Genomic DNA, 25,380 nt, shown 5'->3' with positions numbered 1-25,380 from the left:
TCAGAAATGCGAACGGCGCCGAAGGTTACAAACCTTTGACGCCGCTCAGGGGGAGCGATCAACCTTCGTCTGACTCTTCCCGAAGGCCGTATTTTCGGACTTTTTCCACCAGGGTGGTACGGCGGATTCTGAGTTTCTCGGCCGCCCGCGCCACTACGCCGGCAGCTTCATCAAGCGCCTGCTGAATAAGCTGCTTCTCCAGATTGGAGAGGTAATCCTTGAGATCGATACCGTTCACCGGCAACAGGGCCGGCGCATCCAGTCCTACCAGGCCGGGAATGGCCGATGGCATGCCGGTGTCCTCTACCGGACGATTCTCGTCATAGTCGTCCACGTAGCGGAACTTCTTGGGCAGCTCCTGCACACCAATCACGCCGTAGGGATGCATGATCGCCAAACGCTCCACCAGGTTCGCCAGCTCCCGCACGTTACCCGGCCAGTCATGGCGACACAAGCTCATGATGGCAGCGGAGTTCATCCGCAGTGAGCCGCGCTTCTCTTTCTCCATCCGGGAGATCAGCTCATTGATCAGCAACGGTATGTCTTCAACCCGCTCTCGCAGCGCCGGCATTTCAATGGGAAATACATTGAGACGGTAATAGAGGTCTTCCCGGAAATCGCCGGATTCAATCATGTCTTCGAGATGCTTGTGAGTGGCGGCAATCACCCGCACATCAGCAGACTGGGTACGGTTACTGCCCACACGCTCAAAGGTACGCTCCTGCAACACCCGCAGAATCTTAACCTGCATGTTCAGCGGCATATCCCCGATTTCGTCCAGGAACAGGGTGCCTCCTTCGGCCAACTCAAAACGCCCTACCCGGGCGGTAATGGCGCCGGTAAAGGCTCCTTTCTCATGCCCGAACAGCTCGCTCTCCAGCAACTCTGCGGGAATGGCGCCGCAGTTGACCGGCACAAAAGGCTTATCCCGGCGGGAGGAATGATAATGCAGGTTACGGGCGACCACTTCCTTGCCAGTGCCGGATTCACCGGTGATCAGAACGCTGACGTCTTTATCAGCCACCTGTTCCATCAACTGGCGCACCTGCTGAACCTTGCGACTGGTGCCCACCAGACTGCGGAACAACTGAACACCCCGCTGCTGCCCCCGCTCCTTGCTGCGACTGAACTGGTCGTGGTAGATCTGGGCCCGGTAGAGTGAATCCACAAACTTGGTGTAGTTCAGGGGCCATTCCATCCTGGCGATAATGCGGTTCGCATCGTCTTCTGACACGCCCTTGAGATCCGGGTCACCCACCAGAAGAATCGGTAGCCCCTGGGCCAGTTTGCACACCCTCTGAACATGCGCGGTGCTGGCGGCTTCTTCGCCGTTGATCACGGCTACGCCGATACTTTCTTTGGTCTGCTCGTCGTCACTCTCCAAAAGCGCCAATGCTTCGTCACCGGCCAGCACCTGCTCTTCGCCGACAAATTCGAGAATGGTGATCAGGTCCCTGCGCCTGGAGTCATCCTCACTCAGCACCAGCACTTTGTTATTTTTGGACATTCACGAGAATCTCTTTGGGAATTTGTGCGGTATTTAAGACTGTATAAGCTCAGGAGTCAATTTTATGACGCTATCTTTGGCGGTTTGTTGAAACGTTCTGATAAGCACGGGCCGCCGTACGGTTTTCATTGACGCCCTTGAGCGATTCCCGGGCTTCATCCCGGGCCTTGACCGCAGCCTGGTTTGCCGCTTCCACGAACTGATTCAAAGCGTCCAGGCGGTCCCTGATCAGGGCCGGATCGATGCGCCCCTGTTCCAGCTCCACCATTAACGGTTCAATTGCGGGTTTAACGCGGGCATTCAGTTCCGCAAGTTGCTCCCAGTCCTGGGCAGCGAGGGCCTGGTCCAGCTCGGACCGGAGTTGATCAAGACTTTCAAGAAGAGCCTGGGGGTCTGCCATGGGATGTACTCCACATTTCAACAGGATGTCGGAGCCTGGCAGTCGGTTGAGGCGGGTGCTGCCCATAAGCAGGCAGCACCCGGGGAAGGTTTACCGGCGCGCGGCCCTGCGGGCGGCGGCAGCGGTAAATTCGTTGCCCCGATACCCAGGCTCAAAATTATAGGCCGGGTAGCCGTTATCCAGGCCATCGATGTAGTAACGCTGTGCTTTCAGATCATACGTCATTTCCATGGTGGTCCAGAAGACCGGCACACTGTAATAGACAATGTTGTGGGCTTCGGATACACGCCAGAGTTCGCCAGCCTCGTTATATTCTTCCGTGGCCAGAATCTGCCAGCTGTCCTCATCAATGTAGTAAACGCGGCGATCATAGATATGGCTGATGCCGGTGCGTCGCTTCGCCTCGACTACCCACACCCGGTGAAGCTCGTATCGGGTCAGGTCCTGATTGATGTGGTTCGGCCGGATCACGTCATTTGGACGAACACTTTCATCGTGCAGTTTGTAGGCGTTGTAGGGAACGATCAGTTCACGCTTGCCCTTGAGTTCCCAGTCGTACTGGTTAGGGGCACCGTTGTACATGTCCTTCTGGTCGACTGAACGCAGTGACGATGAGTTCGGCAGATCCGTCTCATAGGCCAGATTCGGGGACCGGCGCAAACGGCGGGAACCGGAATCGTAACGCCATGCCAGTCGCGGTGAGCGAACCTGGTCAAGGGTTTCATGAACCAGGGTAATAGTGCCAGCCAGGCTGGACGGCGCGACGGTTTCGGTTTTCAGGTAGAAAATCTTGTTATCAATGTCTTCCAGCTCAGCACCGGGGCGACTGTAGGCGAAGAAATAGTCGTACTGGTTAACGACCGGGTTGAACGAGCCGTCCCGCTGCGGCGTAGCCGATGCACTGCGGAACGACAGTTCCTCACCCCGGTACCGGAGAATATGGTTCCAGATCGCTTCCAGGCCGTTCTGTGGAATGGGGAACGGACTGGTCATGATGGTGTCTCGAACACCGTTACCGTTATCCAGAAGTTCAGCTGTCAGTGCGTTCTGGTAAAACTTCTCGTAGACATGCTCGGGGAACGCTGCTGTTCGGCGGGCCTGGTACACCGGCATGAAAAATTCCGGGCCGTATTGCTCCAGCATCTGAATGTGGCCGTCCGACAGTATGTCCCGGTACTGGTCCAGATTGTCACGGGTAATAACGTACAGCGCTTCGTCTTCCGGGAACGGGTTAATCTCTACGGTGCCTTCGCGCCAATTGGCCGGGGGTGAAGCCAACCCGCCAGTCCAAGCCGGAATGGTGCCAGACTCGTTACCCGCCCGCTCTGCACCCACCGGCGTGAGATCATTCTTCAAACGCTCGGCCTCTGCCGGCGACACCTTTGCCAAGGCCGGACCTGAACACCCCAATACCGCCGCTGCAATAGCAGCAATTATCCGGTTCCGCATCCTTATTACCTCCAATAATGGACCACAAGACGATCAAAGCTTGTTCAATCTGTGCGCCTTTTTGCCAGTTTCAAACGACCGTTTCAAGTGATTGTTTGTAGTTTCTTGTGAAATGCAGCTACTACGGGGAGCCCAGGGGAGGAGAAATTTGCGCGCAAAAATGATAGACTCTGGCGGTTGTTCTGATTGGACTCTTGAACGCTCACGTAGTGCGGGTGGTAGATGGCATCACAATGGTACTCACTGGTAGCCCAAAAGCTTTTTCTGGCCAACACCTTACTCGCCAGGCTTGAGTCGGACACCAAGCGCTCCGCTGCGGAAACGGAAGCGCTGTCTCAGGGCTCCGCCGAGCTCCTGCTACGGGCAAGGCGAACGCTGCTGGTGATGATTGCGCGATACCATCAGCACAAAGCCGAAAAACCGCAGACACTGGCAGAACTGGAAACACTGTTTCCTTACGAGGTACACGAGACCCGGCTTTTGAGAGAACTGGCAGAGACATCGGGAAGCTGGTGGAACCATCTTGATCAGGTTGAATCGGCTTTGAGCCAGCCTCCGACCACACGCAAGAATGTTACCGAAGAGAATATCATCGCGGTTTCAGTCGAACAGGGCCCGAACCGGTCCGCCGCCACACTTAGAAAGACCCTGACGGCCATGACTGAACTGGCCAAACGGCTTGAGGAACAACACAGCGAGTGGTAGCCCCACCCTGTTGGTTAAATTCCCACACCGAATCGAATACACCAAGACAAAGGTTGAACGAATGTCACCATCGTTTTTTGAAATCGTACAACTTGCCAATGGCGACTACGCCTTGCGCCGCATTGATGACGACGCAGCGCCGTTGGTGCGCATTTCCTTCTCGCAGGAGGCCAGGGAAATGATGGAAGACCGCGACATGAGCGTAGCCAAGGCGATGATTGCGGCAGGGATTGAGGCCGCCGGCAATATCGCACACGATATTGACTGGGACGATGACGACAATGATCTGGCCGAACCCCAGCCCCAATACACCCTCCACTGAACTCCTTTACCGATGACGCAGCACCACGCCGTGGCTGCTACCTTGCGCCGAAGCCTTTTGAAGGGACTCAAAGGCTGAACGCCCGAGCTTGTTAGTCCAGAGCACCACCGCATGACAGGTACCGGCACTCAAAGCACGCTCAGCCAGCTGCTGTGCTGAGTAATCGTTGGTTGAGCGCAATACCAGCAATTCACTGGCCACAATACCGTGCATTTTCTGCCACTTGCCAACCAAGGACTGTGGCGGGTCAATCAGTGCCAGCCAGCGCTTCTCCTGGTTCAGCTGGGTGAGCATAGGGAGCAGCAACTGGACGTTCTCTACCTGGCCTTCAGGAAGAATAATTTCCGTCACGTTACCGCCAAAATCCCTGGTTCCCCGACCGACGTCTGACGATGAGTGAAGGGCTGTGGACCGTGCTTTTCCTGTAGACACCGTGCGGGCGGGCATGATGGCCGCCGGCTGGAACGCCATGTTCTGAGTGAAGCTTAACTGTTCCATTGCTCACCTACCTGCGCTAATCGTTTCTTATTGCTGGTTATCAATGCAAATCTGATCGGCGGATCACGCCCACACCCAGACCTTCGATAAACAACTCCTGTTCAGCCAGATCAATTTCAATCGGGGCAAACTCTTCGTTTTCCGCAATCAACCAGACCTTTGAGCCGTCCCTGCGAAACCGCTTTACCGTCACTTCTTCACCAACCCTGGCAACAACCACCTGCCCGTTATGGACATCCTGAGTGCGATGCACTGCGAGCAGATCACCGTCGAGAATGCCAATGTCTTTCATGCTCATGCCGCGCACCCGGAGCAGGTAATCGGCGGATGGCGAGAAAAATTCCGGCTGCAAAGTGCAGTGCTCTTCAATGTGTTCCTGGGCGAGAATCGGGCTGCCCGCCGCAACCTGGCCGACAACCGGTAACCCCGGGTCCTGCTCCACTTCCGGCAGTCGAATCCCCCGGCTGGCACCGGGCACCATTTCGATGGCGCCTTTCCTGGCCAGGGCCCGCAAGTGCTCCTCTGCCGCATTGGCGGAGCGGAACCCCAGTTCGGCAGCGATTTCTGCCCGCGTTGGCGGGTAACCGGTTTCGTCTACGTAACGCCGGATGATATCCAGCACCTGGGACTGTCGCGCGGTCAGCTTCATGCATGTACTCCGGGTTTTTCATCCTGGTTTTATATACAGTGATTTGACTATATACAGTGTTTTATCCAGTGTAAAGCCCGATTGAAATTTTCTGCCATGTAATCGGGCCGCAGCATATCGGTGTGTTATGGTTTAAGTCCGTGAATTATATGGATGCAAGGTGCCAATGAATTCGACAGAGCGTTGTGCGATGCCGGAGCGGCTTCGTAATCATCAAGGAGAAGAGCGTAGAGTTGGCGTGGAGATTGAACTCTCCGGACTGGGCTACGATGAACTGGTCGAACATGTCGCCCGCCTGCTCAAGGGCACCCCGGAGCTGGAGTCGCGTTATGTCACCAGCCTGGAGACTGACGCCGGAACCTTCACCATTGAGCTGGACTCTGACCCCGTGAAGGATCTTGACCTGGCGGACGAACGCCTGCCCGAGTCAATCCGCGAGCTGGGCACCCACGCCATGGATGTCATCGATTTTGCTGCAGAGCGCATTGTGCCTCTTGAGATTGTCGGGCCGCCTCTGCCCTTTTCCAGACTGGACCTGATAGAGGAACTGGTAGACCAGCTTCGCGACCTTGGCGCGGAAGGCAGCAGGGAAGCGATTTATTTTGCTTTCGGCCTGCAACTCAATCCCGAACTGCCGGACCTGGAACCCGCAACCATTGTCACCTACCTGCAGGCCTTCGCGGCACTTTATGACTGGCTCAAATCCCGGCATCAGATTGACATAAGCCGAAAATTTACCACTTACATCGAGCCCTGGAGCAGCCGTTACACGGATATGCTGATGGCGGAAAATTACGCTCCCGACCAGGCCTCGCTGATGAAAGACTATCTGAACTTCAACCCGACGCGGAACAAGGCCCTGGATCTTCTGCCACTGTTTGCACACATGGATTCAGAGCTGTTGCACGACTATGTAGACGACCCGAGAATCAAGAGCCGGCCGACGCTGCACTACCGGTTACCCGATTGCGATATCGACAACCCCCGATGGCATTTCTCCACGGTCTGGAACGACTGGGTGGTACTGGAGCAGATCGCAAACCATCCAGAGCACCTGAAAGAACTCAGGGAACTGTTCCGCGAAGCCCAGACATTCAGTTTTCGCAACCTCACCCGCTCATGGCGTGACACCACGGAACAATGGCTTGAACAGCGCGGTTATGTCTGAGACCCAGGAAGCACCAGAATCGCCGGGGATCACCATTGGCATCAGCGGCCCCGCCCGGCGCAGCACCGCCCACAGACTGATCAATCTGGGCCTGCGGCTGCACGGTGCCCACACGCACTACATTCGCCCCGGATCCAGCACGGACGTCTCCCTGCTCGATGGCCTGGTGCTGTCTGGTGGCACCCACGTGCACCCCAACCGCTATGGCCAACAGCCACAAGTGACCGCAAGATACGACCTGAAACGGGACGAAACCGACTTCAGGCTGCTCAAGCAAGCCGAGGAAATAGACATTCCGGTACTGGGTATATGCCGCGGCGCCCAGTTCATCAATGTCTTTCATGGCGGGTCGCTGTGCCAGAACGTGACCCCGCTGCGAATGAAAACCCGTCACCGCCCTTTGCTGCTCCCCCTTCAAACAGTCCAGCTGGTCCAGGACAGCCGGATAGGCCGGCTGATGCACAGCACCCTGATTGGTGCGAACCGTATTCACAGCCAGGCGATTAAACACCTGGGGCGGAATCTCAGGGTTACGGCACTGGACAACGACCTGTTTGTGCAGGCCATCGAAAACACCGGGCAACAATGGTTGATGGGGGTTCAGTGGCATCCGGAATACCTGCTGTATCACACCGGCCACCGGCGGATTTTCAGCCACTTTGTGCACGCCGCCCGGGCTCGGAAACTGCAGCGGCTGCAAAGCCAAGATATGGCCTTTGGCCAACAAGGAGACTGATCATGAAAAAATACACCAAAGCTCTGGCCGCAACGGTGTTCGTGGCTTCATTCGCGCCACTGGCCGTTTCCGCTGGCGAAGTGAGCCTGAGTGGCGAGGGCAGCATTCGCTACACTCCGGACAGCGCCCGTTTGCAATTTACCGCCAGTGCCGAGCACAACCTGCCAGAACGGGCTTCCGATCGCCTTTCCGAGACCATGGAGCAATGGCGCAAGGCCATACAGGGCATGCGCGACCAACTGGTGGACTACTCAGACGCCAACGTTAACCTGTATACCCGGTCGCTACCGGTTCAGGAGCGTGGGCAACAACCGGAGCGAATGGCGGTGGCAAGCCAGACGGTCAGCTTTTCCATCGACAATCTTGAACTCCTGAACCCCCTGCTGGAACAGGCCCACAAGGTCGGCCTGCAATACCATCTCAGCGAACACCAGTTTTTCCATTCCGACGAAGAGCGTCTGCAACGCCAGGCTCTGGCCAGGGCCATCGAGGATGCTCGCAGCCGGTGTGCCTTTGTGGCGAAGCAATTGGGCAAAACCTGTGGTGAGGTGAAAACCATCAACATCAATGGCGGGCACCGCCCGATGCCCATGATGATGGCAGAAGCAAAATCCGCCAGCGATACCGTTTCCAGTATCGCCCCCCGGGAAATCCAGGCCAGCGTCAACGCCACCTTTAACCTGGATTAACAACCGTCGATCAGAAATCCCGAGTGTAGAAGATATCCAGTGAGGCGGCCAGACCACTGGCCGCCTCCAGATAGAAATACCGGCCCAGATCATAACGCAGTGCGACCGTGGTGATCGGTTCGAATATCCCGACGCCGTACCTCAGGCTCAATTCATCGGTTATGTATCCGCTGGCCACCACCGAAGCCTCATCCCCGGAACCTTCAGTTTCCAGGGTGAGATTGCGAATGCCCAACTCGTCTCCAATGCCCTGGGTCAGGCGGCTTGCCTGGGTCAGCCCCAGCGACAGAGCAGCTTGCGCCATCTGACCGTCGTCACCGCGGCTTTGAGGCGGGCGGCCCAGAATGATGTAGGACAGCGCATCGCTTTGGGGCATGGAGGGTTCTGAGAATACCTCGGTTTCAGGGGCGTTCACGGGGCCGCTAAGCCTGATACCGGCAACAACAGTGTCTACCCTGCGCACTGCCTCGATGTCCAGGTAGGGTTCTGTCAGAGCACCAACAAACAGGATTCGCGCTCGCCGCAGTTCCAGATCCTGCCCAAATGCCTGGTATTGGCCATTCACCAGTTGTAGCGCACCCCGGGTATCCATGTCGTTGCCAATCCGCAGGGTCCCCTCGAGATTCCCGGTCACACCGAAAGCATCAAACGCTACCCGGTCTTCGCCGACCACCACAGTCACGTCCATCACCATACGCCGGATGGTCGGTTCCTCGGTTTCAACTCCGACAATCACCTCATCTTCGGAGATAGAAACCGCTGACTCCGGAAGCCCCTTGATCTCGATCTCACCACGGGGTACTTCCACACGCCCCGACACCGAGAGTTCACCACTGCGGAAAGCAATGGCGAGGTCTGGCCCAACTTCAACCCGGGCATAGGGTTCGAAATTCACCGGCAGCCTGTCGCCAACAATCGACAGCTCAATCTCTGGCTCCTGCTTCCAATTGATCATCCCCGAAAGTTGCCCGCTACTGCGGTCGTTACTGTTCCAGCGCCCGCTGATATCAGCGGAATCCCCGAGAAACTCGAGCACCAGAACCACATCATTCAGTGGGAGTGGCAGGCCCGGATCGTAAAAACGACCATTCGTAAGAGCCAGCTCGCCATGAATCATGGGGCGTAACAATGGGCCGGTAATCTCGCCTTGGCCGTTAACCTGACCACCAATCTCTTCCACCCCGGCAAAGGCGGAAGCAAAAGCCAGATCCAGTGAGTTCAAGCTGAAACGGCCCTGTACCGGCCGCTCTTCGGCCATTGGATCAACCGCCAGCTCGGCAGTAAAATCGCCCAGCTCTGGCCCCCGCAGGGCAACTGAAAGCTCAGCTATGCTGGGCTGAAGACGGGCATCAACGGTCAGGCGCTCATGACTCAGGGTTTCCCAGTCATCCAGCACCAGGAATTCGAAGGTTCCCTCACCGGCATCCAGTGTGACTCTGCCATCCGGCCCTGCGTCGGTCAGCGACAGATCCACGTCGGCATCCAGGTGCGCACTCCATCGGAAAGTATCAGGCAACAGTGGCTCAAGGGCCGTTGTCGGAAACTGGCGAATCTGGAAGGCGATGTGGGCATCCGGCAATAGCTGCTGATCGTCAGCGCACACCGAACTTTCCTGCCAGCGCCAGCAGTGAGCGCCGAGGCTCAGGTTGCCTTCTTCGGTGTAGGCAAGGTCAGCGGGAGACTCCAGTTGCCACGTCTGGCCCGGTCCGGGTATGTCGATTTCACCACGGTTCAGTGCACCCTGCCAGGCATCCAGGCTCTCACCCAGGGCGCCGGCGAATACGGCAAGCAGGGTCGCCTCACTGTGGCTGGCATTGACTGTTAGCTGATGCTCATCCCGGGTACCTTCAAGGCGCAGGGACACGTTCTCCAGCTGTTGGTCGGCAGCACGAATCTCATTAATCTCCAGTGCTGCATCCAGCACACCGCCTGTGGCCAGACTGGCATCAAGATCCACGGCCTCAATCTGCAACAGATCCTGCCAGCTCAATCCGCGGCCAGCCATGACAAGCTCGGCGGTGGGATCATCCACGGTGCCAGCAAACTGCAGGCTGGCTTTCAGTTCACCAGCCAGACCTTCGGCAAACATCGCCGGTTCAGGCAACAGGATGGACAAGTTACCTGTCAGTTGGCTGCCGTAACGACCCTGCCCTTCAACACGGTTCTCACCCACGACAAGCACAAGATCATCCACTTGCCATTCGCGACCGTCACTGACCAACTGGCCCCGGGCGCGAGCATTGTTCCCCTGCCATCGTCCCTGCAGATTCCAGCCCGCCGTCATTCGGGGCAATGCATCGCCCTGAAGCCGGCCTTCACTGGTTACGTTGCCGTCCAACCGGGACTCCAGCATAGGCACCCAATAGCCCGGATTGAACTGATCCAGAACCAGGGCAGCCTGCCAAGCCAGCTGGGAAGAAAAATCGAGCTCGGCTTCACCAGACAGGGAACCCGCTCCGGTCGTCATGTCGAGCTGGGTGATACGGACAGCCTGCGTATCGCCATCAAGGCGGGCCTTCAGCTCGGCGTCCCCAAGGGGACCGGCAACCCGGGCGTCAAGATCCGCCTGGTAGCGGTCTTCCTGGTAACTTGCCCGACCTTCCAGACGGTTCAGCGAAACCGGAGGCTCGTCCAGCTCCGGCACCAGGCTGTACCAGGGGAAGCGGTCCAGGGCCAGCCCCACGTCAGCGGCCAGACCATCGGCCCAGGAGGCTTCGCCCTGCACCTCCAGGGTTCCGGGTGGCTCACCGCCCTCCCGTTCCGGGCCGGCCATGGACAGTACCAGATCTGTCACCTTCTCTGTGGTGACCAATCCCTGGATAGAAGTCTGGATATCACCCTCGGTACCCGGCAGTAGCGCCTGGGTGCGGGTCCTGAAACCGTTGGCCAGGGAACCGTCAAGGGTTAATCGCCAGTTCTTCAGCGTCAGTGTTTCCGGAAGATCATGATGGGCAAGAAAACGCTCGGATTCGAGTCTGATGGACGCTGGCAAACGGCTTTCCAGCGGCTGAACCTGCCCCTGTATATTCGCATTAAGATAACCACTACTGGCACCTCGCAACCGCAAGTCCCTGACGCTGCCACCCAGGTTAACGGTGATCTGCCAGTCATCTCCCGATGGCGGCGGCAAGGATACGTCAACATCAATATCCAGGGGCCAATCCCGCCGCATGTCAGCGCGACCACTCGCCGATACCCGTATCTCGTCCAGCTGATACAGCACGTGTTCAAGCTCCAGGCTGGCACCGGAGGCCCGGGATTGCAGCTCAAACCGGTCCCAGATGGCTCCGTCATTGACAGTCAGCGGCCCCAGGGCAACATCCCCGATCACCACTGCCAGCGGCAGGTTAATCCTGGGAAGGCTGATATCACCGGAACTTTCATCATCAGATTCAGAGGGCTGCAGGGTCACTGCAATCCGATCGGCCTTGAGCGTGTCCAGGCAGATGGTTTTTTCGAACAGGCAAGTCGGAGACCAGTCTACTTCCGGAGCCTCAACCACCACGCCCACACCATAGCCGTGCCATTCAAGGCGGTCGGCCTGCCACTGGCCAAGCAGGGAGCCTCGGTCGGCCTCGGTTTGCAACCCGGGAATCTGATCAATGGTCCAGGCCGTTCCCTTTTCGGTATGCAGGGCCAGCAAAATCAGCCCAACGAGCACCAGGGGCAAAAACAGCAACAATGTGACGACCAGCAACAGCCAGAACCACCAGCGCCGGCGCAGCGGCTTTTTGTGTTTCTTCGGCTGACCTTCAGCCTGCTCTGGTGGCACCGGTGGATGATCGGTCACAGCTCTGGCCCCATGGAAAAGTGAATACGCCAGCCGCCGCCAAACTCTTCGTCCAGGCCTTTCGCCAAATCCAGACGCAGCGGCCCTACCGGGCTCACCCAGCGAATCCCCAGGCCGGCACCTGTCGCCAGCCGGTCAAACACATCATTCACCGCGTTGCCCTTGTCGACGAACGCCGCCACCCGCCAGTTCCGGACAAACTCGTACTGATATTCGACACCACCGACCAGCTGAAAACGGCCACCGACGGCTACACCGTTGTCATCACGGGGCGACAGGGTTTCATAACCATAGCCCCGGACGCTCTGATCACCACCGGCAAAGAAGCGCAATGAGGGCGGCACATCGGAAAAACTGTTGGTCGCCACCCCACCGAAGTTGAAACGGGTCAGGAACCGGTGATTATCAGCCAGGGTATACAGCCCCCTGGCCAGCACATTCACGTGCAGGATGTCCGCGTCGGAAATGATTGCACGGTGGGCACCGGTCACATCAAACTGCAATCGGTAGCCCCGGGACGGGTCCAGGGGCGAGTTGGCCTGGAGTTTGGAGTAACTGAGCCCCGGCAGCAACAGGCTGGAGTTGCCCCGCTCATCTTCGCCAATTTTGAAGCGCTCGCCTTCCCATCGAATGGACAACACCTGCATCCAGCCGGTATCCAGCCGATGCCGCCACTGTTGCCCCAGCGTCAGCCGTTCCGATTCCACGTCTTCGATATGCTCCCGCTGGTAACCCGCGCCCAACCGTAGGGAGTCCGACATTGGGGGATCCAGTGGAAGTTCGTACCAGCCGCTGACATTCTGACGCAGCTCCGAAAGCTCCGTGTCTGCGCCACGGCGATGCCCCATTGGATTAATGTAGTGCTCACGCCAGTTGCCCCGAAAGCGTGGCCCAACGTCTGTTGAGAAGCCAACACCGGCGCCTACCGACCGGGGCGGCCTGGGGGTAAGGCCAATATCCACCGGTATCACTCCATCCTCTGCCCGGTTCGGTGAAGCATCAATATCCACACCGGAAAAGTAACCACTGTTGGACAGATCGCCGTTGAGCTTCGCCACTTCATCGGCGTGGAAAGGAATGCCGGGTTCAAAGGTCACAAACTGGTTCAGTAAACCTTCGTCAAAACCGTGGCCTTCCAGGAAGGTAACCGCGCCCAGGCGATACCGCTCTCCGGTACGGTAGTGCAAGGTAATATCTGCGTGATTCTCGGACGGATCTACTTCCAGTCGGCGGGTCACAAACTCACCGTCAAAGTAACCCAGACGTCGCGCCCGATTCTGTATGGCCTGCCGCAGCGTGTTGTAGCGGCCATGATGAAGCACATCTCCTTCCGCCGGCTCTTTCGGAATCTGATCAACCAGTGCCGGATCTTCACTGCCTGGCCCCTCGATCAGCACTGACCTGGAACGAATGCGGACGGGCTCCCCCGGCACAACCGTCAACACCAGCTCGGCCAGCCCATCCGCATTTTCAGTGACTTCGAATGTGATCACCGGATTGTAGTACCCCAGGGCCCGAATGGCCTGTTCAACCTGGGCTATCGCCGTGGAGGCGTAACGGCGCAGGCCATCGGCTGAGCGGCCTTCTACCTCACCCACAAAAATCCGGGCATTGTCTCTCAAGTCACTGTGATCGCCCTCAACCTCAACCCTGACCTGACTGGCATGGCTGGCAGACGCGCTCAACAGCACCGCAAGCCCGGTCAGCTTCAGGATTCTCTGTATGTGATGTCGGGGTAACAGCATGCGGTGTTTGGGTTTCCCACCTGGATGATTGACGAATCCCTGAGTCAGGGGGTGAGTTTACCGATAGCGGATGCGCGCTTCTACGCCTGGCGCGCCAAAATCACAATTGACCACAATGCCATCAGGGAATGCTACACCTGCCAATGGCCATTGTGACCTACGGAGCCATGCTCGGTTCCACGTGGTGCGATCAATCAGACAACCTCAGGAGTTCAGCGTGACCAGGGATCCAATCGGACTTGCACTCTCGATCATGAACCGGATATCCGGCAACCCTTTGCTCGATCGACTGGGCTTGAGATCTCCCCTTGAACGTACGGCATACCAAGGCACTCGGACCGGCTTCCGGACCATTGCCCTGGCGGGCCGTGAGTTCAAACGGGTTCGCAACTGGCTACCCCGGAAGCGACTGCCACCCGGGGCCCCAGGCGACCTGTTTGACCTTAGCCTCGACGACGACCAGCAAATGATTGTCGACAGCCTGAAACGCCTGGCCCGGGATGTCCTCAGGCCCGCAGCCCAGGAGGCCGACGAACAGGGCCGATTGCCTGAAGCCGTTAAACACGAGGCCGCTGCCCTTGGCTTGCCCATGTACGCGGTACCCAGCGAATTCGGTGGGGTGGCCGAACAGCAGTCACCGGTGACCAGCGTGCTGATTGCTGAGCAACTGGCCTGGGGCGATATGGCTCTGGCAATTCGGCTACTGGCACCCTTCAGTGTCGCCCAGGCAATCAGTTGCTGGGGCAATGGAGAGCAACAGTCCCGCTATCTGCCGGCCTTCTGCGAGGATACGCCTCCGGTGGCCAGTCTCGCCATTGACGAACCAACGCCGCTGTTTGACCCAATGCAACCATCCACCACGGCTACCGAGACCGACCAGGGCTACCGGATTAACGGCGAAAAATCATTTGTGATTGCAGGCGCCGAGTGCGAGTTGTTGCTGGTCTCGGCTGCCCTCAATGGCACACCCCGGGTCTTTATTATTGAAACCACTGGCCTAAACCTGGCAATAGCGGATACCCCGGGGATGGGGTTGCGCGCGGCGGAGGCCACCTCAGTCCGGTTCGACAACCTGGACGTACCGGCCGACGCACTGCTCGGCGATGACGATTTCTGTTTTCAGGCTTTCATCGACAGAGCCGCCCTGATGCGCTGCGGCCTGGCCATCGGTACAGCGCAGGCCGTGCTGGATTATGTCATTCCCTACTGTAACGACCGTCAGGCCTTTGGCGAGCCTATCAGCCACCGGCAATCGGTGGCGTTCATGATCAGCAATATGGCCATTGAGACCGACAGTATGCGCATGCTCACCTGGCGCGCCGCCAGTAGGGCCGAAACCGGCCGAAGCTTCCACCGGGAAAGTTGCCTGGCCCGCTTGCTGTGCAATGAGAAAAGCATGGAGATTGGAACCAACGGTGTCCAACTGCTCGGTGGCCACGGCTTTGTTAAAGAACACCCGGTAGAGCGCTGGTATCGGGATCTTCGCTCCACCGCCACTCACCATGGCGGCGTTCACGCCTGACACCAAGGACATTCGCTATGAATCTCGACATTCCTGGAAAGTTTGCACCGATTGTTCATCAGGCCCAACAGGTGGCCCGGGAAGTTTTCCGACCGATTTCCCGACATTATGACCGCGCCGAGCACGCCTATCCCAAGGAACTGGATATGTTCGCCTCCATCATGGACGGCATGAACGATGGCGCGGCCGATGGTGGTGCCGGGGCTGGCCGCCTGGCCCGGTCCGCCGGAGACACCGGCACCGGCAACCAGAATGGCACCAACATGAAAACCGTTCTGGGTCTCACGGAACTCTGCTGGGGCGACGTTGGCCTGGCTCTGTCCATCCCTCGCCAGGGTTTGGGTAACTCCGCCATTGCCGCCGTTGCCAACGAGCAACAGCTTCAACGGTTTGGCAAGACCTGGGCAGCTATGGCGATCACCGAACCCGGTGTCGGTTCGGATTCCGCCGCCATTCGGACGACGGCCACCAAAGACGGCGACCACTATATTATCAACGGTGAGAAGATCTATGTGACCGCCGGTGAAAGGGCCAATGCCGTTGTGGTCTGGGCCACACTCGACAAATCCCAGGGCCGGGCCGCGATCAAGTCGTTCGTGGTGGAGAAAGGGACACCAGGAATGACCGTGGAGCGACTGGAGAAGAAACTGGGAATCCGCGCCTCAGACACGGCCGCTATCCGTTTTCACAATTGCCGGGTTCCCAAAGAAAACCTGCTGGGTGATCCCGAGATCAGCGTGGACAAAGGCTTTGCCGGCGCCATGCAAACCTTTGACAACACCCGACCGGTGGTCGCTGGAATGGCCATCGGAGTGGCTCGGGCCGCCCTGGAGCGCACTCAGGAAATTCTGAAGACAGCAGGATTGGACCTGGCCTACCAGCAACAAAGCTGGACAACCACCGCCGCTGTCCGGGAACTGCATTTGCTGGAAGCGGAACTGGAGGCCGCCAGGCTACTGACGCTCAGAGCCGCCTGGATGGCCGACAACGGCCAACCCAACTCCAAAGAAGCGTCCATGGCCAAAGCCAAGGCCGGCCGGGTGGGTAACCAGATCACGCTCCGCTGCGTAGAGCTGTGTGCATCACTGGGGTACCAGGAAACGGAACTGCTCGAGAAATGGGCCAGGGACTCCAAAATACTCGATATTTTCGAAGGCACCCAGCAGATCCAGCTTCTGATCATCGCCCGACGATTACTCGGAAAGTCGTCCTCCGAGCTGAAATAAGCTAACCTGTCAGGGACTTATATTATGCCCCTGACCAATGACAGGTAGCCCGGATGCTCAGGATTAACCGCGAAAACCTTCGGTCCAGCCATCAGTTGATCTGGTTCCTTATCGATTTCCTGATGCTGGGCCTGCTGATCATCAACCTGGCCTTTATCATCTGGGACTCGATATACAGTTTCGTTGCGGTTCAGAACCTGCTGGAAGAAAACCTCCCCGCCGTCAATGCGATCTACCAGCCGATCCATGAACGCTTTATTTTCTATGATCTGATCTTCGTCTCCATCTTCCTGACCGAGTTTTTTGTCCGCTGGGGCTACTCCGTCAAAGCCAAGGTCTACGACCGCTGGTATTTCTACCCGTTCATACACTGGTACGATCTGGTGGGCTGCATCCCCGTTGGCGGCTTCCGCTTCCTGCGGGCGCTGCGGATCATTTCGATCATCTACCGCCTGCACCAATACAAGATCATTGACTTCACCAGCACTCGCTTGTACCAGTTTGTGTCGTTCTACTACGAAGCCTTCATGGAAGAGTTATCAGACCGGATTGTTCTGAAGGTTCTGAGCGGCGTTCAGGATGAGGTAAAGCGTGGTTCGCCCCTGTTCGAACGTATCCAGACTGACATTCTGTTCCCGAGACGGTCCATGTTGTCGGATTGGTTATCGGAACGCGTCGCCCTGGCTGCGCAGCACGGCTATATTCCCAATAGAGGTGCCCTGCGAGTCTATCTGGAAGACCGTGTAGACAACGCCCTGAAGCAGAATCTTGAACTGTCGAGACTGAAATACCTGCCGGTGGTTGGCCCAACCATACAGGACACGCTGGAAAATGCCGTTGGCGATATTGTTGCAAACGTGATCCACCAGATCCTGGAAGATCTGGCGTCTTCCAGCAATCACGCTTTTATCGAAGATATTGTGAACGTGATGCTGCCGGAGCCGGGAGAAGAGAAAGGAGCAGACCAGGAACAAGAGGCGTTGATCAACCTGATTCTGGAAGTCATTGACGCCATCAAGGACCAGGTACGAGTGAAACACTGGCGGGCAAACCTGCCGTAATCTGTCCCCCCGGACAAATACCTTCAGAGCTTGCGGATAATAGCCTCACACAACTGGTCCTGATTGAAGCCCTCCCCTTTTATGGTCAGGTCTGCATAGCGGGTATAAAGCGCGAAACGCTCCTCGAACAACTCGGCCAGAGACTGGTCCGGCCGCCGTGAAATCCCCCGAAGGCTGTAATCGCCAATACGGTGAATCACCGTCTCCAGTGAAATGTCCAGGAACACCACAGTACCGTTGCGCTTCAAATGCTGCATTGCAGCATCACTGTACACTGCACTGCCGCCGGTACTGATCACCTGATTGTGAACGTACAGCGCCAGCAGCACCTGCTCCTCGATCTGACGCAAGGCCACATAGCCGTCCTGATCAACAATCTCCTGCAGGGTACGGCCAGCCTGCTCCTGAATCAGCAGGTCGGTGTCGATGAACCCCATGCCAAGGCGCTTGGCCACCAGCACACCAATGGTGCTTTTGCCACTGCCGGGCATGCCGATGAAAATCAGATTGCGGCCAGTAGGATCCACCATCACACCCGATCCTCCGCTGCATGGCAGGCGGCTGCGGTAAACAGGACATCGGTGGAGGAATTCAGGGCCGTTTCAGTGGAATCCTGCACCACGCTGATTACAAACCCGATGGCCACCGCCTGCATGGCAACCTCGGCGGAGATGCCGAACAGACTGGTAGCCAGAGGAATCAGCAACAAGGAACCACCTGCCACTCCGGACACGCCGCAGGCTGCAACCGCGGATACCACGCAAAGCAGCAGCGCCGTTGGCAAGTCAACCGGAATGCCGAGCGTATGGGCTGTGGCCAGGGTAATCACCGAGATGGTAATGGCTGCTCCGGCCATATTGATGGTTGCCCCCAGCGGGATAGAAATCGCGTAGGTGTCCGGGTCGAGTTTCAGGCGCTCACACAGGTTGAGATTGACCGGAATATTGGCGGCCGAACTGCGGGTAAAAAAGGCGGTAATCGCGCTCCCCCGCAGGCAGGTAAACACCAGGGGGTACGGGTTCCTGCGTGTGTAAGCAAAGACGATCAATGGATTGGTCACCAGCGCCACAAACAGCATGCAGCCCACAATCACGGCCAGCAAATGACCATACTCGAGCAGGGCCGCCACACCAGACTCCGCCAGGGTATTGGCGACAAGGCCAAAAATGCCCAAAGGTGCCAGCCGGATGACCACCTTCACGATACCGGAAACAGCGTCAGACAAATCGTTCAGAACCGACCGGGTAGCATCGCCGGACTGTCGCAACATCAACCCAAGGCCGATAGCCCAGGCCAGAATGGCAATGAAGTTCGCATCCATCAGTGCCGTGACCGGATTGGTAACCACACTCAAAACCAGGTTCTGCAGAATCTCAACAATGCTGCCCGGCGGATTGCCGGCCACTTCCGGCATATCCAGAGTAAGCTCAGAGGGGAACACAAAGCTGGCAAAAACGGCCACCACAGCGGCCAGCAGGGTGCCAACCACATACAGCAACAACACCCCGCGAATGTGGGTAGGTTGCCCCTTCTGATGGGCAGCAATAGCCGACGCCACCAGTACAAATACCAGAATCGGCGCCACGGCTGTCAGAGCCGAAATGAATAATTGCCCAAGCAGCGATACTGACCGCGCCGCCTCTGGCGCAACAATGGCCAACAGTATGCCGGCAAAAATGCCGATGGTAATTTGGGGGATCAAGCCCATTTGCAGTAACGGGCGGAGGAAAGCGGGCAGCCGGCTGGACATGTAAAAGCTCCTGTTTGTTGACTAAGGGGCCGTCCACCAGGCGGGCACACCCATCGGCGACCTTCAGATCGGTAAATCGTATTTTTTGGATACAAAAAGCAAAAAGGCAGATCAGTTAGTACTGATCTGCCTTTTTTATTGGTAGCGGGGGCTGGATTCGAACCAACGACCTTCGGGTTATGAGCCCGACGAGCTACCAGACTGCTCCACCCCGCATCAAACTGGCTGTTTACCGGGTCACCCCGATCAACGTGGCGCGAATAATACGGCGTGAAGTTGCCCCTGTCAAAGGAAATTACGGTTTTCCCGTAACTTAGCGTTCCAGAATCGCCGTCACGCCCTGACCACCCGCCGCGCAGATGGAAATCAGGCCTCGACCACTGCCCTTTTCTTCCAGCAATTTGGCCAGGGTTGCGACGATACGACCACCAGTGGCGGCAAACGGGTGCCCGGTTGCCAGACTGGAGCCTTTCACGTTCATCTTTGCCCGGTCAATACTGCCCAGCGGCGTGTCCAGGCCCAGGCGCTCCTTGCAGAAGACCGGATCTTCCCACGCCTTCAGGGTAGACAATACCTGGGCGGCGAAGGCTTCGTGAATTTCGTAGAAGTCGAAATCCTGCAGGGTCAGGCCTGCCTTCTCCAGCATGCGCGGCACGGCATAGGCCGGCGCCATCAGCAGGCCCTCTTTCTTGTCCACGAAGTCCACCGCTGCCACTTCAGAGAACGTCAGCCAGGCCTTCACTTCCATATTATTGGCTTTTGCCCACTCTTCACTTGCCAGCAACACGCAGGAGGCGCCATCCGTCAGGGCGGTGCTGTTGGCAGCAGTCATGGTGCCGTTTTCACGATCAAAACAGGGCTTCAATGTAGCCAATTTTTCAAGGGTGGTATCCGGGCGCAGGATGTTGTCTTTATCCAGACCCGCCATCGGTGTCAGAAGATCCTCGAAGAAGCCCTCGTCATAGGCCTTGGCCAGCTTCTGGTGGCTTTCCCAGGCCAGGTGATCCTGGTCCTCACGGGCAATATTCCACTCCTTCGCCGTGACCTGACAGTGATCCCCCATGGACAGTCCGGTACGCGGCTCGCCATTCTCCGGAATCTCCGGCATCAGGTGGCCAGGGCGGAAACGGCCAAGAATCTTCAGGCGCTCCTTGGCGGTTTTGGCTCGGTTCAGGTCCAGAAGAATCTCCCGCAAGCCCTCACCCACACCGATGGGCGCATCCGACGTGGTATCGGTACCGCCGGCGATGCCGCATTCAATTTGCCCAAGAGCAATTTTGTTCGCCACCAGAATGGCTGCCTCAAGCCCGGTACCACAGGCCTGCTGGATATCATAGGCCGGCGTTTCCGGTGCCAGGCCCGAGCTCAACACCGACTCACGGGTAAGGTTGAAGTCCCGGGAATGTTTAATCACCGCACCAGCGACCACCTCGCCCAGCCTCATGCCCTGGAGGTTGTAGCGATCCACCAGGCCCCGAAGCGTGGATGTCAGCAGCTCCTGATTACTGATTTTGCTGTAGGCGGTGTTGGAGCGGGCAAACGGCGTACGATTACCGCCAATAACAGCGACGCGGCGAATGCCGGGCACCTTTTTGGTAGCCCGAGAACCGGATTTCGTGCCAGTACGAGTGGTTTTTGGTGCCTGTGCCATAGCAAACTGTCCCTTCAGTGGTGATCATAAGTGGTTTGATTCAGGTTAGCCCAGAGTCTAGCGCCTGGCGCCCGTTGCTCATTGGCAACTCTGACAACGCCATGACTGAGTTGAGTCAATCCAATAACTGGCAGAAGCTTTACCCTTTGGGCTATTTCATACTCAACCAAACTCACAAGGAAGAACATCATGTCTGACCTCTACCTGAAACTGGTTAACACTCCGGTTGGCAAAACCGCCGCACAGTCGCTGGGCTTGCCCTCCCCGGCGCCCCTCAGCCGCCTGAAGCGGGTCGACCAGCCATTTATTGAAGGCGACGTATTGATTGGCGCAGGCGCCGGTGCCCGCGCTATCGCCACCCTTGGCTCAATCATTGGCGCCAGCCCGGCGGGCCTGCACCATGCCACGGGCATCGAAACCCTGGCGGACTCCGCTCAGGCGGGCAACAAAGCCAAGGCGCTGGATGTGTCCGGCGAAGTGAACGGAAAGTTCTCAGCCCTGGTATTCGACGCGACCGGTCTCAAAAACCCTCAGGAACTACGTGCTCTGTACGACTTTTTCCATCCGACCATCCGCAAACTGGCCTCCAATGGCCGGGTGCTGGTGATAGGCCTGGACCCTCACACCTGCCGGAAGGCACCCCAGGCCGCCGCCCAGCAAGCCCTTGAAGGCTTTGTACGCGCCGCTGGCAAGGAAATTGGCAAGAAGGGCTGCACGGCCAACCTGGCATGGATGGCTCCGAACGCCGAGAACCAGCTGGATTCCACGGTTCGCTTCTTCCTGTCTGCACGCTCGGCTTATGTTTCCGGCCAGGTGGTGCGTATTGGCAAAGCAGAGGAAGCCAAAGCCACCAACCCGGTGGCTCCGCTGGCCGGCAAGGTAGCCCTGGTCACTGGCGCCTCCCGGGGCATTGGCGCAGCCATTGCAGAAACCCTGGCCCGCGACGGCGCAACCGTTATCGGCCTGGATATCCCCCCGGCATTGGAGGAACTGCAGAAAGTAACCGACGCCATCAAAGGCAAGGCGCTGGCCTGCGACATTACCGAAGAAAAGGCACCCAAGCTGATTGCAGATTTCATTGAAAAAGAAACCGGCGGGGTGGATTTTGTGGTTCACAACGCCGGCATTACCCGCGACAAAACCCTCGGAAACATGCCAGAGCACTTCTGGGATATGACGATCGCTGTCAACCTGACTGCTGAGGAGTTGATCGATGAAGAACTGGCCGAGCGCAAGCTGATGCGCGACAACGGCCGTATTGTTTGCATTTCCTCCATCAGCGGCATTGCCGGCAACTTCGGCCAGACCAACTATTCCTGCGCCAAGAGCGGTGTGATCGGTTATGTGGAATCTATGGCAAAGCACCTGAAAAACGGCATAACCATCAACGCCATTGCCCCCGGTTTCATCGAAACCCAGATGACCGCCGCCATGCCATTCACCATCCGCGAGGCGGGCCGGCGAATGAACAGCCTGTCTCAGGGCGGACAACCGGTAGACGTGGCAGAAGCCATTGCCTGGTACTGCAACCCGGCTTCTGCCGGCGTTAACGGCAACGTTGTGCGGGTGTGCGGGCAGTCGCTGATCGGCAAATGATGCCGGACCTTGCACCAACCTGAACGACGAAAAACCGGGGGCATCGAGCTCCCGGTTTTTTGTATCGGGGAAGCGGTCAGACTTTCCTTCAGGCGAAAAAAAAGCAGATCCGTTTGGATCTGCTTTTCTTCACATCTGGTGGGTGGTGCAGGGATCGAACCTGCGACCCTCGCCTTGTAAGGGCGATGCTCTCCCAGCTGAGCTAACCACCCGGGAAAAAGTTGGCGGAGCGGACGGGACTCGAACCCGCGACCCCCGGCGTGACAGGCCGGTATTCTAACCAACTGAACTACCGCTCCGCATCGGTTCAACGCTGCAAATAAACGCAAAACCTGAAACCGCTTGAAAATGGTGGGTGGTGCAGGGATCGAACCTGCGACCCTCGCCTTGTAAGGGCGATGCTCTCCCAGCTGAGCTAACCACCCACTTCGTGGCCTTACTGTTCTTCAGGCTCAAAGCGGTCACTTGTCGCGCTTGGCGCTTGTTGATTCAGCATTGCTGCATCAACCAAGTGAGACGCGCATTTTAAGCATTTCACTCACCGTGTCAAATGTTTTCCGGAAAATTCATGAATTTTTTCTGACCCGGCATTACCTGAGCATTTATTAATCAAAATCAGGGGCTTGTGTGCCGTTTGCGCCCGCCAGGAAAGTCGCGCACCTCCCCGGTTTTCTGGCCCGCCTGCTCGCCCTTCTGACGCAACGCCAACTCACTGACTTTGTCTCTCCGTTCATTCGGTATCGCCTGACTGGCCAGCGAACGGTTGAGATCATCCAGCTTGACCCTGACATCCCGCCAGGACTCTTCCAGATAGGGCACCAGGCGCCCCGCCACTTTCTCGAATCGAACTACCAGATTATCTTTGAGCGACATTGTTTTTATCTCACCGCAGTCAACCAACTCCAGTGTAGACAACCCTCGCTCAGAAAATCCACCAGCCGCCGCCGGATTCCTCTTCACGGCGCCGCTTACGCTCCAATTCCAGCTTTGCGTAATCCCGCTCCAACGCCTCCAGCTTCTGATCCGCCTCCAGGGGCTCTGTGGGGCCACCACCGAACGGCCAGTACCAGGAGGCAGACTCATACTTACCCTGCTGTTTCAGTTGCTCAACCTCAAGCTCCCGCTCTTCCTCCAACGCCGCCTTTCGCTTCTTGTAATCCATGTCTTCATTGACCTCAACAATGGAAGCACCAGCATGATTCGGCGCCAGCAGGTCGCTGTTGAGGAACAGGGTGGAAACAATCTGACCGGACTGCATGGCGTAGTCACGGGTCACCAGCTGCAGATCGCCACTGGCCAGGGGATGATCCGGGTCCAGATCCGGATGGCGCCGCTCCGGCTCGGTCAGCTCGTTGTAACGCAGGTAATAGATCTTGCCGGGCTCAACCCGCAGCGTGGCATCGGCAATCAGGCTCAAGCTGAACGAATTCAGCCCCTCCAGTCCCAACAGCGGCCTGCGCATAGCGATGTGGCGCTCACCGGGTTTCACCTCAAGCCAGGTGTAGCTGTTGTTGCGGATGTTGAAGTAGTGCTTGTCGTCGATGTAGACGCTGGGCGACTCGATCTCATCCGCAGCCCATTGGGAGTGAGTGCGGTAGAAGTAAAGAACAGCATTGCGCTGATCCCAGGCATCGGTGTCGATATGGACAAAGTCATGCCCCGACACAGGATGCAGGAAAGCCCCCACACTCTTGCCAATAGATTGATAGATGGTACAGCCGGAGAGCGCCACCACACACAACAGGGCGATAGCGTTCCGAAGGTAAGGCACTCGTTTTTTCATTGTTATGCACTCTTCATCCCTATCGAGTTAGCCGATGATAACAACTGCCACTCAATAGAAATGAGAGCTACCGCAAGGGATGAATACAAATCGTTACATTCACCCCCTACACCCTGGAAGCCGAGTCTTCTGGAGAAGGCAAGAGCCTAGTTTCCGGAAACCTGCGAGCGAAGCTGGTTAACCTCTTCGGACAACCGGACCAGCCGGGAAGTAAGCTGAGACCGCGACGCATCCACCGCATCAACGGTTTTCTTGAGCTCAGACAGCTGATTCCTCAAAGCCCGGACCTCGCCGTCGCCCGCCATGGAGTCCACCTTCTGTTCCAGCGCCGCAATCTGGCCTTCCATGCCACTGATCCCCAGCTTTTGCTCCTGCTCAAAGCGCCTTATCCGGCTCTCAACCACCTGGTCCACATCACCGATCTGCTGACTCAACCGTGTCAACTGCTGCGTTGCCTCCTGGTTCGCTCGCTCCAGCGAAGCGACGGAATCGTCAAGCCGCTGCCGCACCTGCGCCACATCCGCCGACAACCCCGTGCGTGCCTGCTCCAACGATGCGGTCAAATCAGACGCAGCCTTGTTTGCCTGGGCAAGCTGATCATCAACATCCGCCAACCTTTGCTGGTGCTCATCAAGCCGTTTTTTGTTGCGCTCGTTGGCAATCACCCAGAGTTTACGGATTTCACTGTCTGCGGAATCCAGGCGCTCGTCATTAGCCGCAATCTTCTCCTCCAGGGAAGCTCCCCGCTCCTGCAGCGACTCCCCGGTTTCTGATAACTCACCCTCAAAGCGCGCCAGCGCCAACTTACTCTGCCGAGCCCAGTAATCCGCCTCTTCCAGCTGCCCCTCAAGGGCTTCAATACGCTCATTCTGAAAATACCAGCCGGCACCCGCGCCTGCGGCCACGACCACCAACAAAAGCCACATCAACAACCCACCTCCCGGGCCGCCACCGCCAGACGTCTTCTCCGGTTTTGGGGGCTTAGGAGGCTTCTGCCGGTTACTGGCGGATTTACCTTTTTGCCCATCAGGCTTTCTGGGCTCGGCGCCACCAATAGGGGGCTCAGCTCTCAGCTCGTCATCGTCCGGGCGAATGGGTTCCATTACTACTCCTGAATCGGGATGGTCAAAATG

The 25,380-nt window shown here is 57.6% G+C and carries 22 protein-coding genes and 4 tRNA genes; 9 read left to right on the top strand and 17 right to left on the bottom strand.

Features of this window, described 5'->3' with window-relative positions; all coding sequences use genetic code 11:
* Positions 1-58: 58 nt before the first annotated feature.
* From RVM24_RS02975 to RVM24_RS02965, 3 genes are all read right to left on the bottom strand, one after another.
* Positions 59-1,507, bottom strand: a complete 1,449-nt coding sequence (locus tag RVM24_RS02975) for a sigma-54 dependent transcriptional regulator (protein WP_061331801.1) — start codon at positions 1,505-1,507, stop codon at positions 59-61.
* 70 nt (positions 1,508-1,577) lie between these two features.
* Positions 1,578-1,907, bottom strand: coding sequence for a hypothetical protein (locus RVM24_RS02970; RefSeq protein ID WP_061331918.1), 330 nt, complete (start codon positions 1,905-1,907; stop codon positions 1,578-1,580).
* A 90-nt stretch (positions 1,908-1,997) separates the two neighbouring features.
* Positions 1,998-3,356 (bottom strand): DUF1329 domain-containing protein, encoded by a 1,359-nt coding sequence (locus RVM24_RS02965; RefSeq protein WP_061331800.1) that lies wholly within the window; start codon positions 3,354-3,356, stop codon positions 1,998-2,000.
* 222 nt (positions 3,357-3,578) lie between these two features.
* On the opposite strand from RVM24_RS02965, the gene RVM24_RS02960 reads away from it, so the two are divergent.
* The gene (locus tag RVM24_RS02960) at positions 3,579-4,061 is read left to right on the top strand and encodes a DUF6586 family protein (protein WP_286922437.1); all 483 of its coding nucleotides are present in this window, start codon (positions 3,579-3,581) and stop codon (positions 4,059-4,061) included.
* 61 nt (positions 4,062-4,122) lie between these two features.
* Positions 4,123-4,383, top strand: coding sequence for a hypothetical protein (locus RVM24_RS02955; RefSeq protein ID WP_072677681.1), 261 nt, complete (start codon positions 4,123-4,125; stop codon positions 4,381-4,383).
* A gap of 6 nt (positions 4,384-4,389) precedes the next feature.
* Here the strand turns inward: RVM24_RS02955 and RVM24_RS02950 are convergent, their stop codons facing one another.
* Both RVM24_RS02950 and lexA read right to left on the bottom strand, forming a co-directional pair.
* Positions 4,390-4,881 (bottom strand): cell division inhibitor SulA, encoded by a 492-nt coding sequence (locus RVM24_RS02950; protein ID WP_138436616.1) that lies wholly within the window; start codon positions 4,879-4,881, stop codon positions 4,390-4,392.
* A 40-nt stretch (positions 4,882-4,921) separates the two neighbouring features.
* Entirely contained in the window at positions 4,922-5,530 is a 609-nt protein-coding gene (lexA, locus tag RVM24_RS02945; protein ID WP_058090186.1) for a transcriptional repressor LexA, read from the bottom strand.
* A 166-nt stretch (positions 5,531-5,696) separates the two neighbouring features.
* On the opposite strand from lexA, the gene RVM24_RS02940 reads away from it, so the two are divergent.
* The 3 genes from RVM24_RS02940 to RVM24_RS02930 are packed head-to-tail and all read left to right on the top strand — an operon-like array spanning position 5,697 to position 8,123.
* Complete coding sequence (locus RVM24_RS02940) at positions 5,697-6,698, top strand: amidoligase family protein (RefSeq protein ID WP_431474934.1); 1,002 nt, start codon at positions 5,697-5,699, stop codon at positions 6,696-6,698.
* Complete coding sequence (locus tag RVM24_RS02935) at positions 6,691-7,434, top strand: gamma-glutamyl-gamma-aminobutyrate hydrolase family protein (protein ID WP_431474933.1); 744 nt, start codon at positions 6,691-6,693, stop codon at positions 7,432-7,434. Before RVM24_RS02940 ends, RVM24_RS02935 begins: the two co-directional genes overlap by 8 nt.
* Positions 7,435-7,436: 2 nt before the next feature.
* On the top strand, positions 7,437-8,123 hold the full coding sequence (locus tag RVM24_RS02930; protein ID WP_431474932.1) for an SIMPL domain-containing protein: 687 nt from the start codon (positions 7,437-7,439) through the stop codon (positions 8,121-8,123).
* A 10-nt stretch (positions 8,124-8,133) separates the two neighbouring features.
* On the opposite strand, the gene RVM24_RS02925 is transcribed toward RVM24_RS02930, so the two are convergent.
* Positions 8,134-11,913, bottom strand: a complete 3,780-nt coding sequence (locus RVM24_RS02925; RefSeq protein ID WP_431474931.1) for a translocation/assembly module TamB domain-containing protein — start codon at positions 11,911-11,913, stop codon at positions 8,134-8,136.
* Complete coding sequence (locus tag RVM24_RS02920) at positions 11,910-13,658, bottom strand: autotransporter assembly complex protein TamA (RefSeq protein ID WP_106695382.1); 1,749 nt, start codon at positions 13,656-13,658, stop codon at positions 11,910-11,912. Before RVM24_RS02920 ends, RVM24_RS02925 begins: the two co-directional genes overlap by 4 nt.
* A 217-nt stretch (positions 13,659-13,875) precedes the next feature.
* Here RVM24_RS02920 and RVM24_RS02915 point away from each other — a divergent pair, with 217 nt between their 5' ends.
* From RVM24_RS02915 to RVM24_RS02905, 3 genes are read left to right on the top strand one after another with little or no spacing between them, the layout of a single operon-like run.
* Positions 13,876-15,180, top strand: coding sequence for an acyl-CoA dehydrogenase family protein (locus tag RVM24_RS02915; RefSeq protein WP_061331795.1), 1,305 nt, complete (start codon positions 13,876-13,878; stop codon positions 15,178-15,180).
* A gap of 17 nt (positions 15,181-15,197) precedes the next feature.
* Positions 15,198-16,406 (top strand): acyl-CoA dehydrogenase family protein, encoded by a 1,209-nt coding sequence (locus RVM24_RS02910; protein WP_061331794.1) that lies wholly within the window; start codon positions 15,198-15,200, stop codon positions 16,404-16,406.
* Positions 16,407-16,459: 53 nt separating this feature from the next.
* The gene (locus tag RVM24_RS02905) at positions 16,460-17,467 is read left to right on the top strand and encodes a hypothetical protein (RefSeq protein ID WP_286254677.1); all 1,008 of its coding nucleotides are present in this window, start codon (positions 16,460-16,462) and stop codon (positions 17,465-17,467) included.
* A 23-nt stretch (positions 17,468-17,490) separates the two neighbouring features.
* On the opposite strand, the gene RVM24_RS02900 is transcribed toward RVM24_RS02905, so the two are convergent.
* From RVM24_RS02900 to RVM24_RS02885, 4 genes are all read right to left on the bottom strand, one after another.
* The gene (locus RVM24_RS02900) at positions 17,491-17,997 is read right to left on the bottom strand and encodes a shikimate kinase (protein WP_286922442.1); all 507 of its coding nucleotides are present in this window, start codon (positions 17,995-17,997) and stop codon (positions 17,491-17,493) included.
* The gene (gene sstT / locus RVM24_RS02895; protein WP_286922443.1) at positions 17,997-19,217 is read right to left on the bottom strand and encodes a serine/threonine transporter SstT; all 1,221 of its coding nucleotides are present in this window, start codon (positions 19,215-19,217) and stop codon (positions 17,997-17,999) included. Before sstT ends, RVM24_RS02900 begins: the two co-directional genes overlap by 1 nt.
* Positions 19,218-19,356: 139 nt before the next feature.
* Positions 19,357-19,433 (bottom strand) — tRNA-Met (locus tag RVM24_RS02890).
* A gap of 97 nt (positions 19,434-19,530) precedes the next feature.
* A complete protein-coding gene (locus tag RVM24_RS02885; protein WP_061331776.1) occupies positions 19,531-20,805 on the bottom strand; it encodes an acetyl-CoA C-acetyltransferase in 1,275 nt (424 codons plus the stop codon).
* 252 nt (positions 20,806-21,057) lie between these two features.
* On the opposite strand from RVM24_RS02885, the gene RVM24_RS02880 reads away from it, so the two are divergent.
* Positions 21,058-22,464 (top strand): 3-oxoacyl-ACP reductase, encoded by a 1,407-nt coding sequence (locus tag RVM24_RS02880; protein WP_061331735.1) that lies wholly within the window; start codon positions 21,058-21,060, stop codon positions 22,462-22,464.
* A gap of 136 nt (positions 22,465-22,600) precedes the next feature.
* Here the strand turns inward: RVM24_RS02880 and RVM24_RS02875 are convergent.
* From RVM24_RS02875 to RVM24_RS02850, 6 genes are all read right to left on the bottom strand, one after another.
* Positions 22,601-22,676: transfer RNA gene (locus RVM24_RS02875), tRNA-Val, on the bottom strand.
* Between the two features lie 10 nt (positions 22,677-22,686).
* Positions 22,687-22,763: transfer RNA gene (locus RVM24_RS02870), tRNA-Asp, on the bottom strand.
* A gap of 50 nt (positions 22,764-22,813) precedes the next feature.
* Positions 22,814-22,889: transfer RNA gene (locus RVM24_RS02865), tRNA-Val, on the bottom strand.
* A gap of 190 nt (positions 22,890-23,079) precedes the next feature.
* The gene (locus RVM24_RS02860) at positions 23,080-23,337 is read right to left on the bottom strand and encodes a hypothetical protein (protein ID WP_061331734.1); all 258 of its coding nucleotides are present in this window, start codon (positions 23,335-23,337) and stop codon (positions 23,080-23,082) included.
* A gap of 49 nt (positions 23,338-23,386) precedes the next feature.
* Positions 23,387-24,247 (bottom strand): DUF2846 domain-containing protein, encoded by an 861-nt coding sequence (locus RVM24_RS02855; protein WP_061331733.1) that lies wholly within the window; start codon positions 24,245-24,247, stop codon positions 23,387-23,389.
* Positions 24,248-24,393: 146 nt separating this feature from the next.
* Positions 24,394-25,350 carry a hypothetical protein gene (locus RVM24_RS02850; protein ID WP_061331732.1) on the bottom strand — a complete coding sequence of 319 codons (957 nt, stop codon included), beginning with the start codon at positions 25,348-25,350 and terminating at the stop codon, positions 24,394-24,396.
* Positions 25,351-25,380: the final 30 nt, after the last annotated feature.

Source organism: Marinobacter sp. KM021, from assembly GCF_050707965.1.
Taxonomy (GTDB): Bacteria; Pseudomonadota; Gammaproteobacteria; order Pseudomonadales; family Oleiphilaceae; genus Marinobacter; species Marinobacter shengliensis.
Note: the sequence above shows the minus strand (reverse complement) of the source record. Positions and strands in the feature narration are given on the sequence as shown.

Excerpts from the sequence above, each read along its gene's own strand:
- RVM24_RS02975 (WP_061331801.1), bottom strand. The coding sequence starts at position 1,507 with ATGTCCAAAAATAACAAAGTGCTGGTGCTGAGTGAGGATGACTCCAGG.
- RVM24_RS02970 (WP_061331918.1), bottom strand. The coding sequence starts at position 1,907 with ATGGCAGACCCCCAGGCTCTTCTTGAAAGTCTTGATCAACTCCGGTCC.
- RVM24_RS02965 (WP_061331800.1), bottom strand. The coding sequence starts at position 3,356 with ATGCGGAACCGGATAATTGCTGCTATTGCAGCGGCGGTATTGGGGTGT.
- RVM24_RS02960 (WP_286922437.1), top strand. The coding sequence starts at position 3,579 with ATGGCATCACAATGGTACTCACTGGTAGCCCAAAAGCTTTTTCTGGCC.
- RVM24_RS02955 (WP_072677681.1), top strand. The coding sequence starts at position 4,123 with ATGTCACCATCGTTTTTTGAAATCGTACAACTTGCCAATGGCGACTAC.
- RVM24_RS02950 (WP_138436616.1), bottom strand. The coding sequence starts at position 4,881 with ATGGAACAGTTAAGCTTCACTCAGAACATGGCGTTCCAGCCGGCGGCC.
- lexA (WP_058090186.1), bottom strand. The coding sequence starts at position 5,530 with ATGAAGCTGACCGCGCGACAGTCCCAGGTGCTGGATATCATCCGGCGT.
- RVM24_RS02940 (WP_431474934.1), top strand. The coding sequence starts at position 5,697 with ATGAATTCGACAGAGCGTTGTGCGATGCCGGAGCGGCTTCGTAATCAT.
- RVM24_RS02935 (WP_431474933.1), top strand. The coding sequence starts at position 6,691 with ATGTCTGAGACCCAGGAAGCACCAGAATCGCCGGGGATCACCATTGGC.
- RVM24_RS02930 (WP_431474932.1), top strand. The coding sequence starts at position 7,437 with ATGAAAAAATACACCAAAGCTCTGGCCGCAACGGTGTTCGTGGCTTCA.
- RVM24_RS02920 (WP_106695382.1), bottom strand. The coding sequence starts at position 13,658 with ATGCTGTTACCCCGACATCACATACAGAGAATCCTGAAGCTGACCGGG.
- RVM24_RS02910 (WP_061331794.1), top strand. The coding sequence starts at position 15,198 with ATGAATCTCGACATTCCTGGAAAGTTTGCACCGATTGTTCATCAGGCC.
- RVM24_RS02905 (WP_286254677.1), top strand. The coding sequence starts at position 16,460 with ATGCTCAGGATTAACCGCGAAAACCTTCGGTCCAGCCATCAGTTGATC.
- RVM24_RS02900 (WP_286922442.1), bottom strand. The coding sequence starts at position 17,997 with ATGGTGGATCCTACTGGCCGCAATCTGATTTTCATCGGCATGCCCGGC.
- sstT (WP_286922443.1), bottom strand. The coding sequence starts at position 19,217 with ATGTCCAGCCGGCTGCCCGCTTTCCTCCGCCCGTTACTGCAAATGGGC.
- RVM24_RS02880 (WP_061331735.1), top strand. The coding sequence starts at position 21,058 with ATGTCTGACCTCTACCTGAAACTGGTTAACACTCCGGTTGGCAAAACC.
- RVM24_RS02860 (WP_061331734.1), bottom strand. The coding sequence starts at position 23,337 with ATGTCGCTCAAAGATAATCTGGTAGTTCGATTCGAGAAAGTGGCGGGG.
- RVM24_RS02855 (WP_061331733.1), bottom strand. The coding sequence starts at position 24,247 with ATGAAAAAACGAGTGCCTTACCTTCGGAACGCTATCGCCCTGTTGTGT.
- RVM24_RS02850 (WP_061331732.1), bottom strand. The coding sequence starts at position 25,350 with ATGGAACCCATTCGCCCGGACGATGACGAGCTGAGAGCTGAGCCCCCT.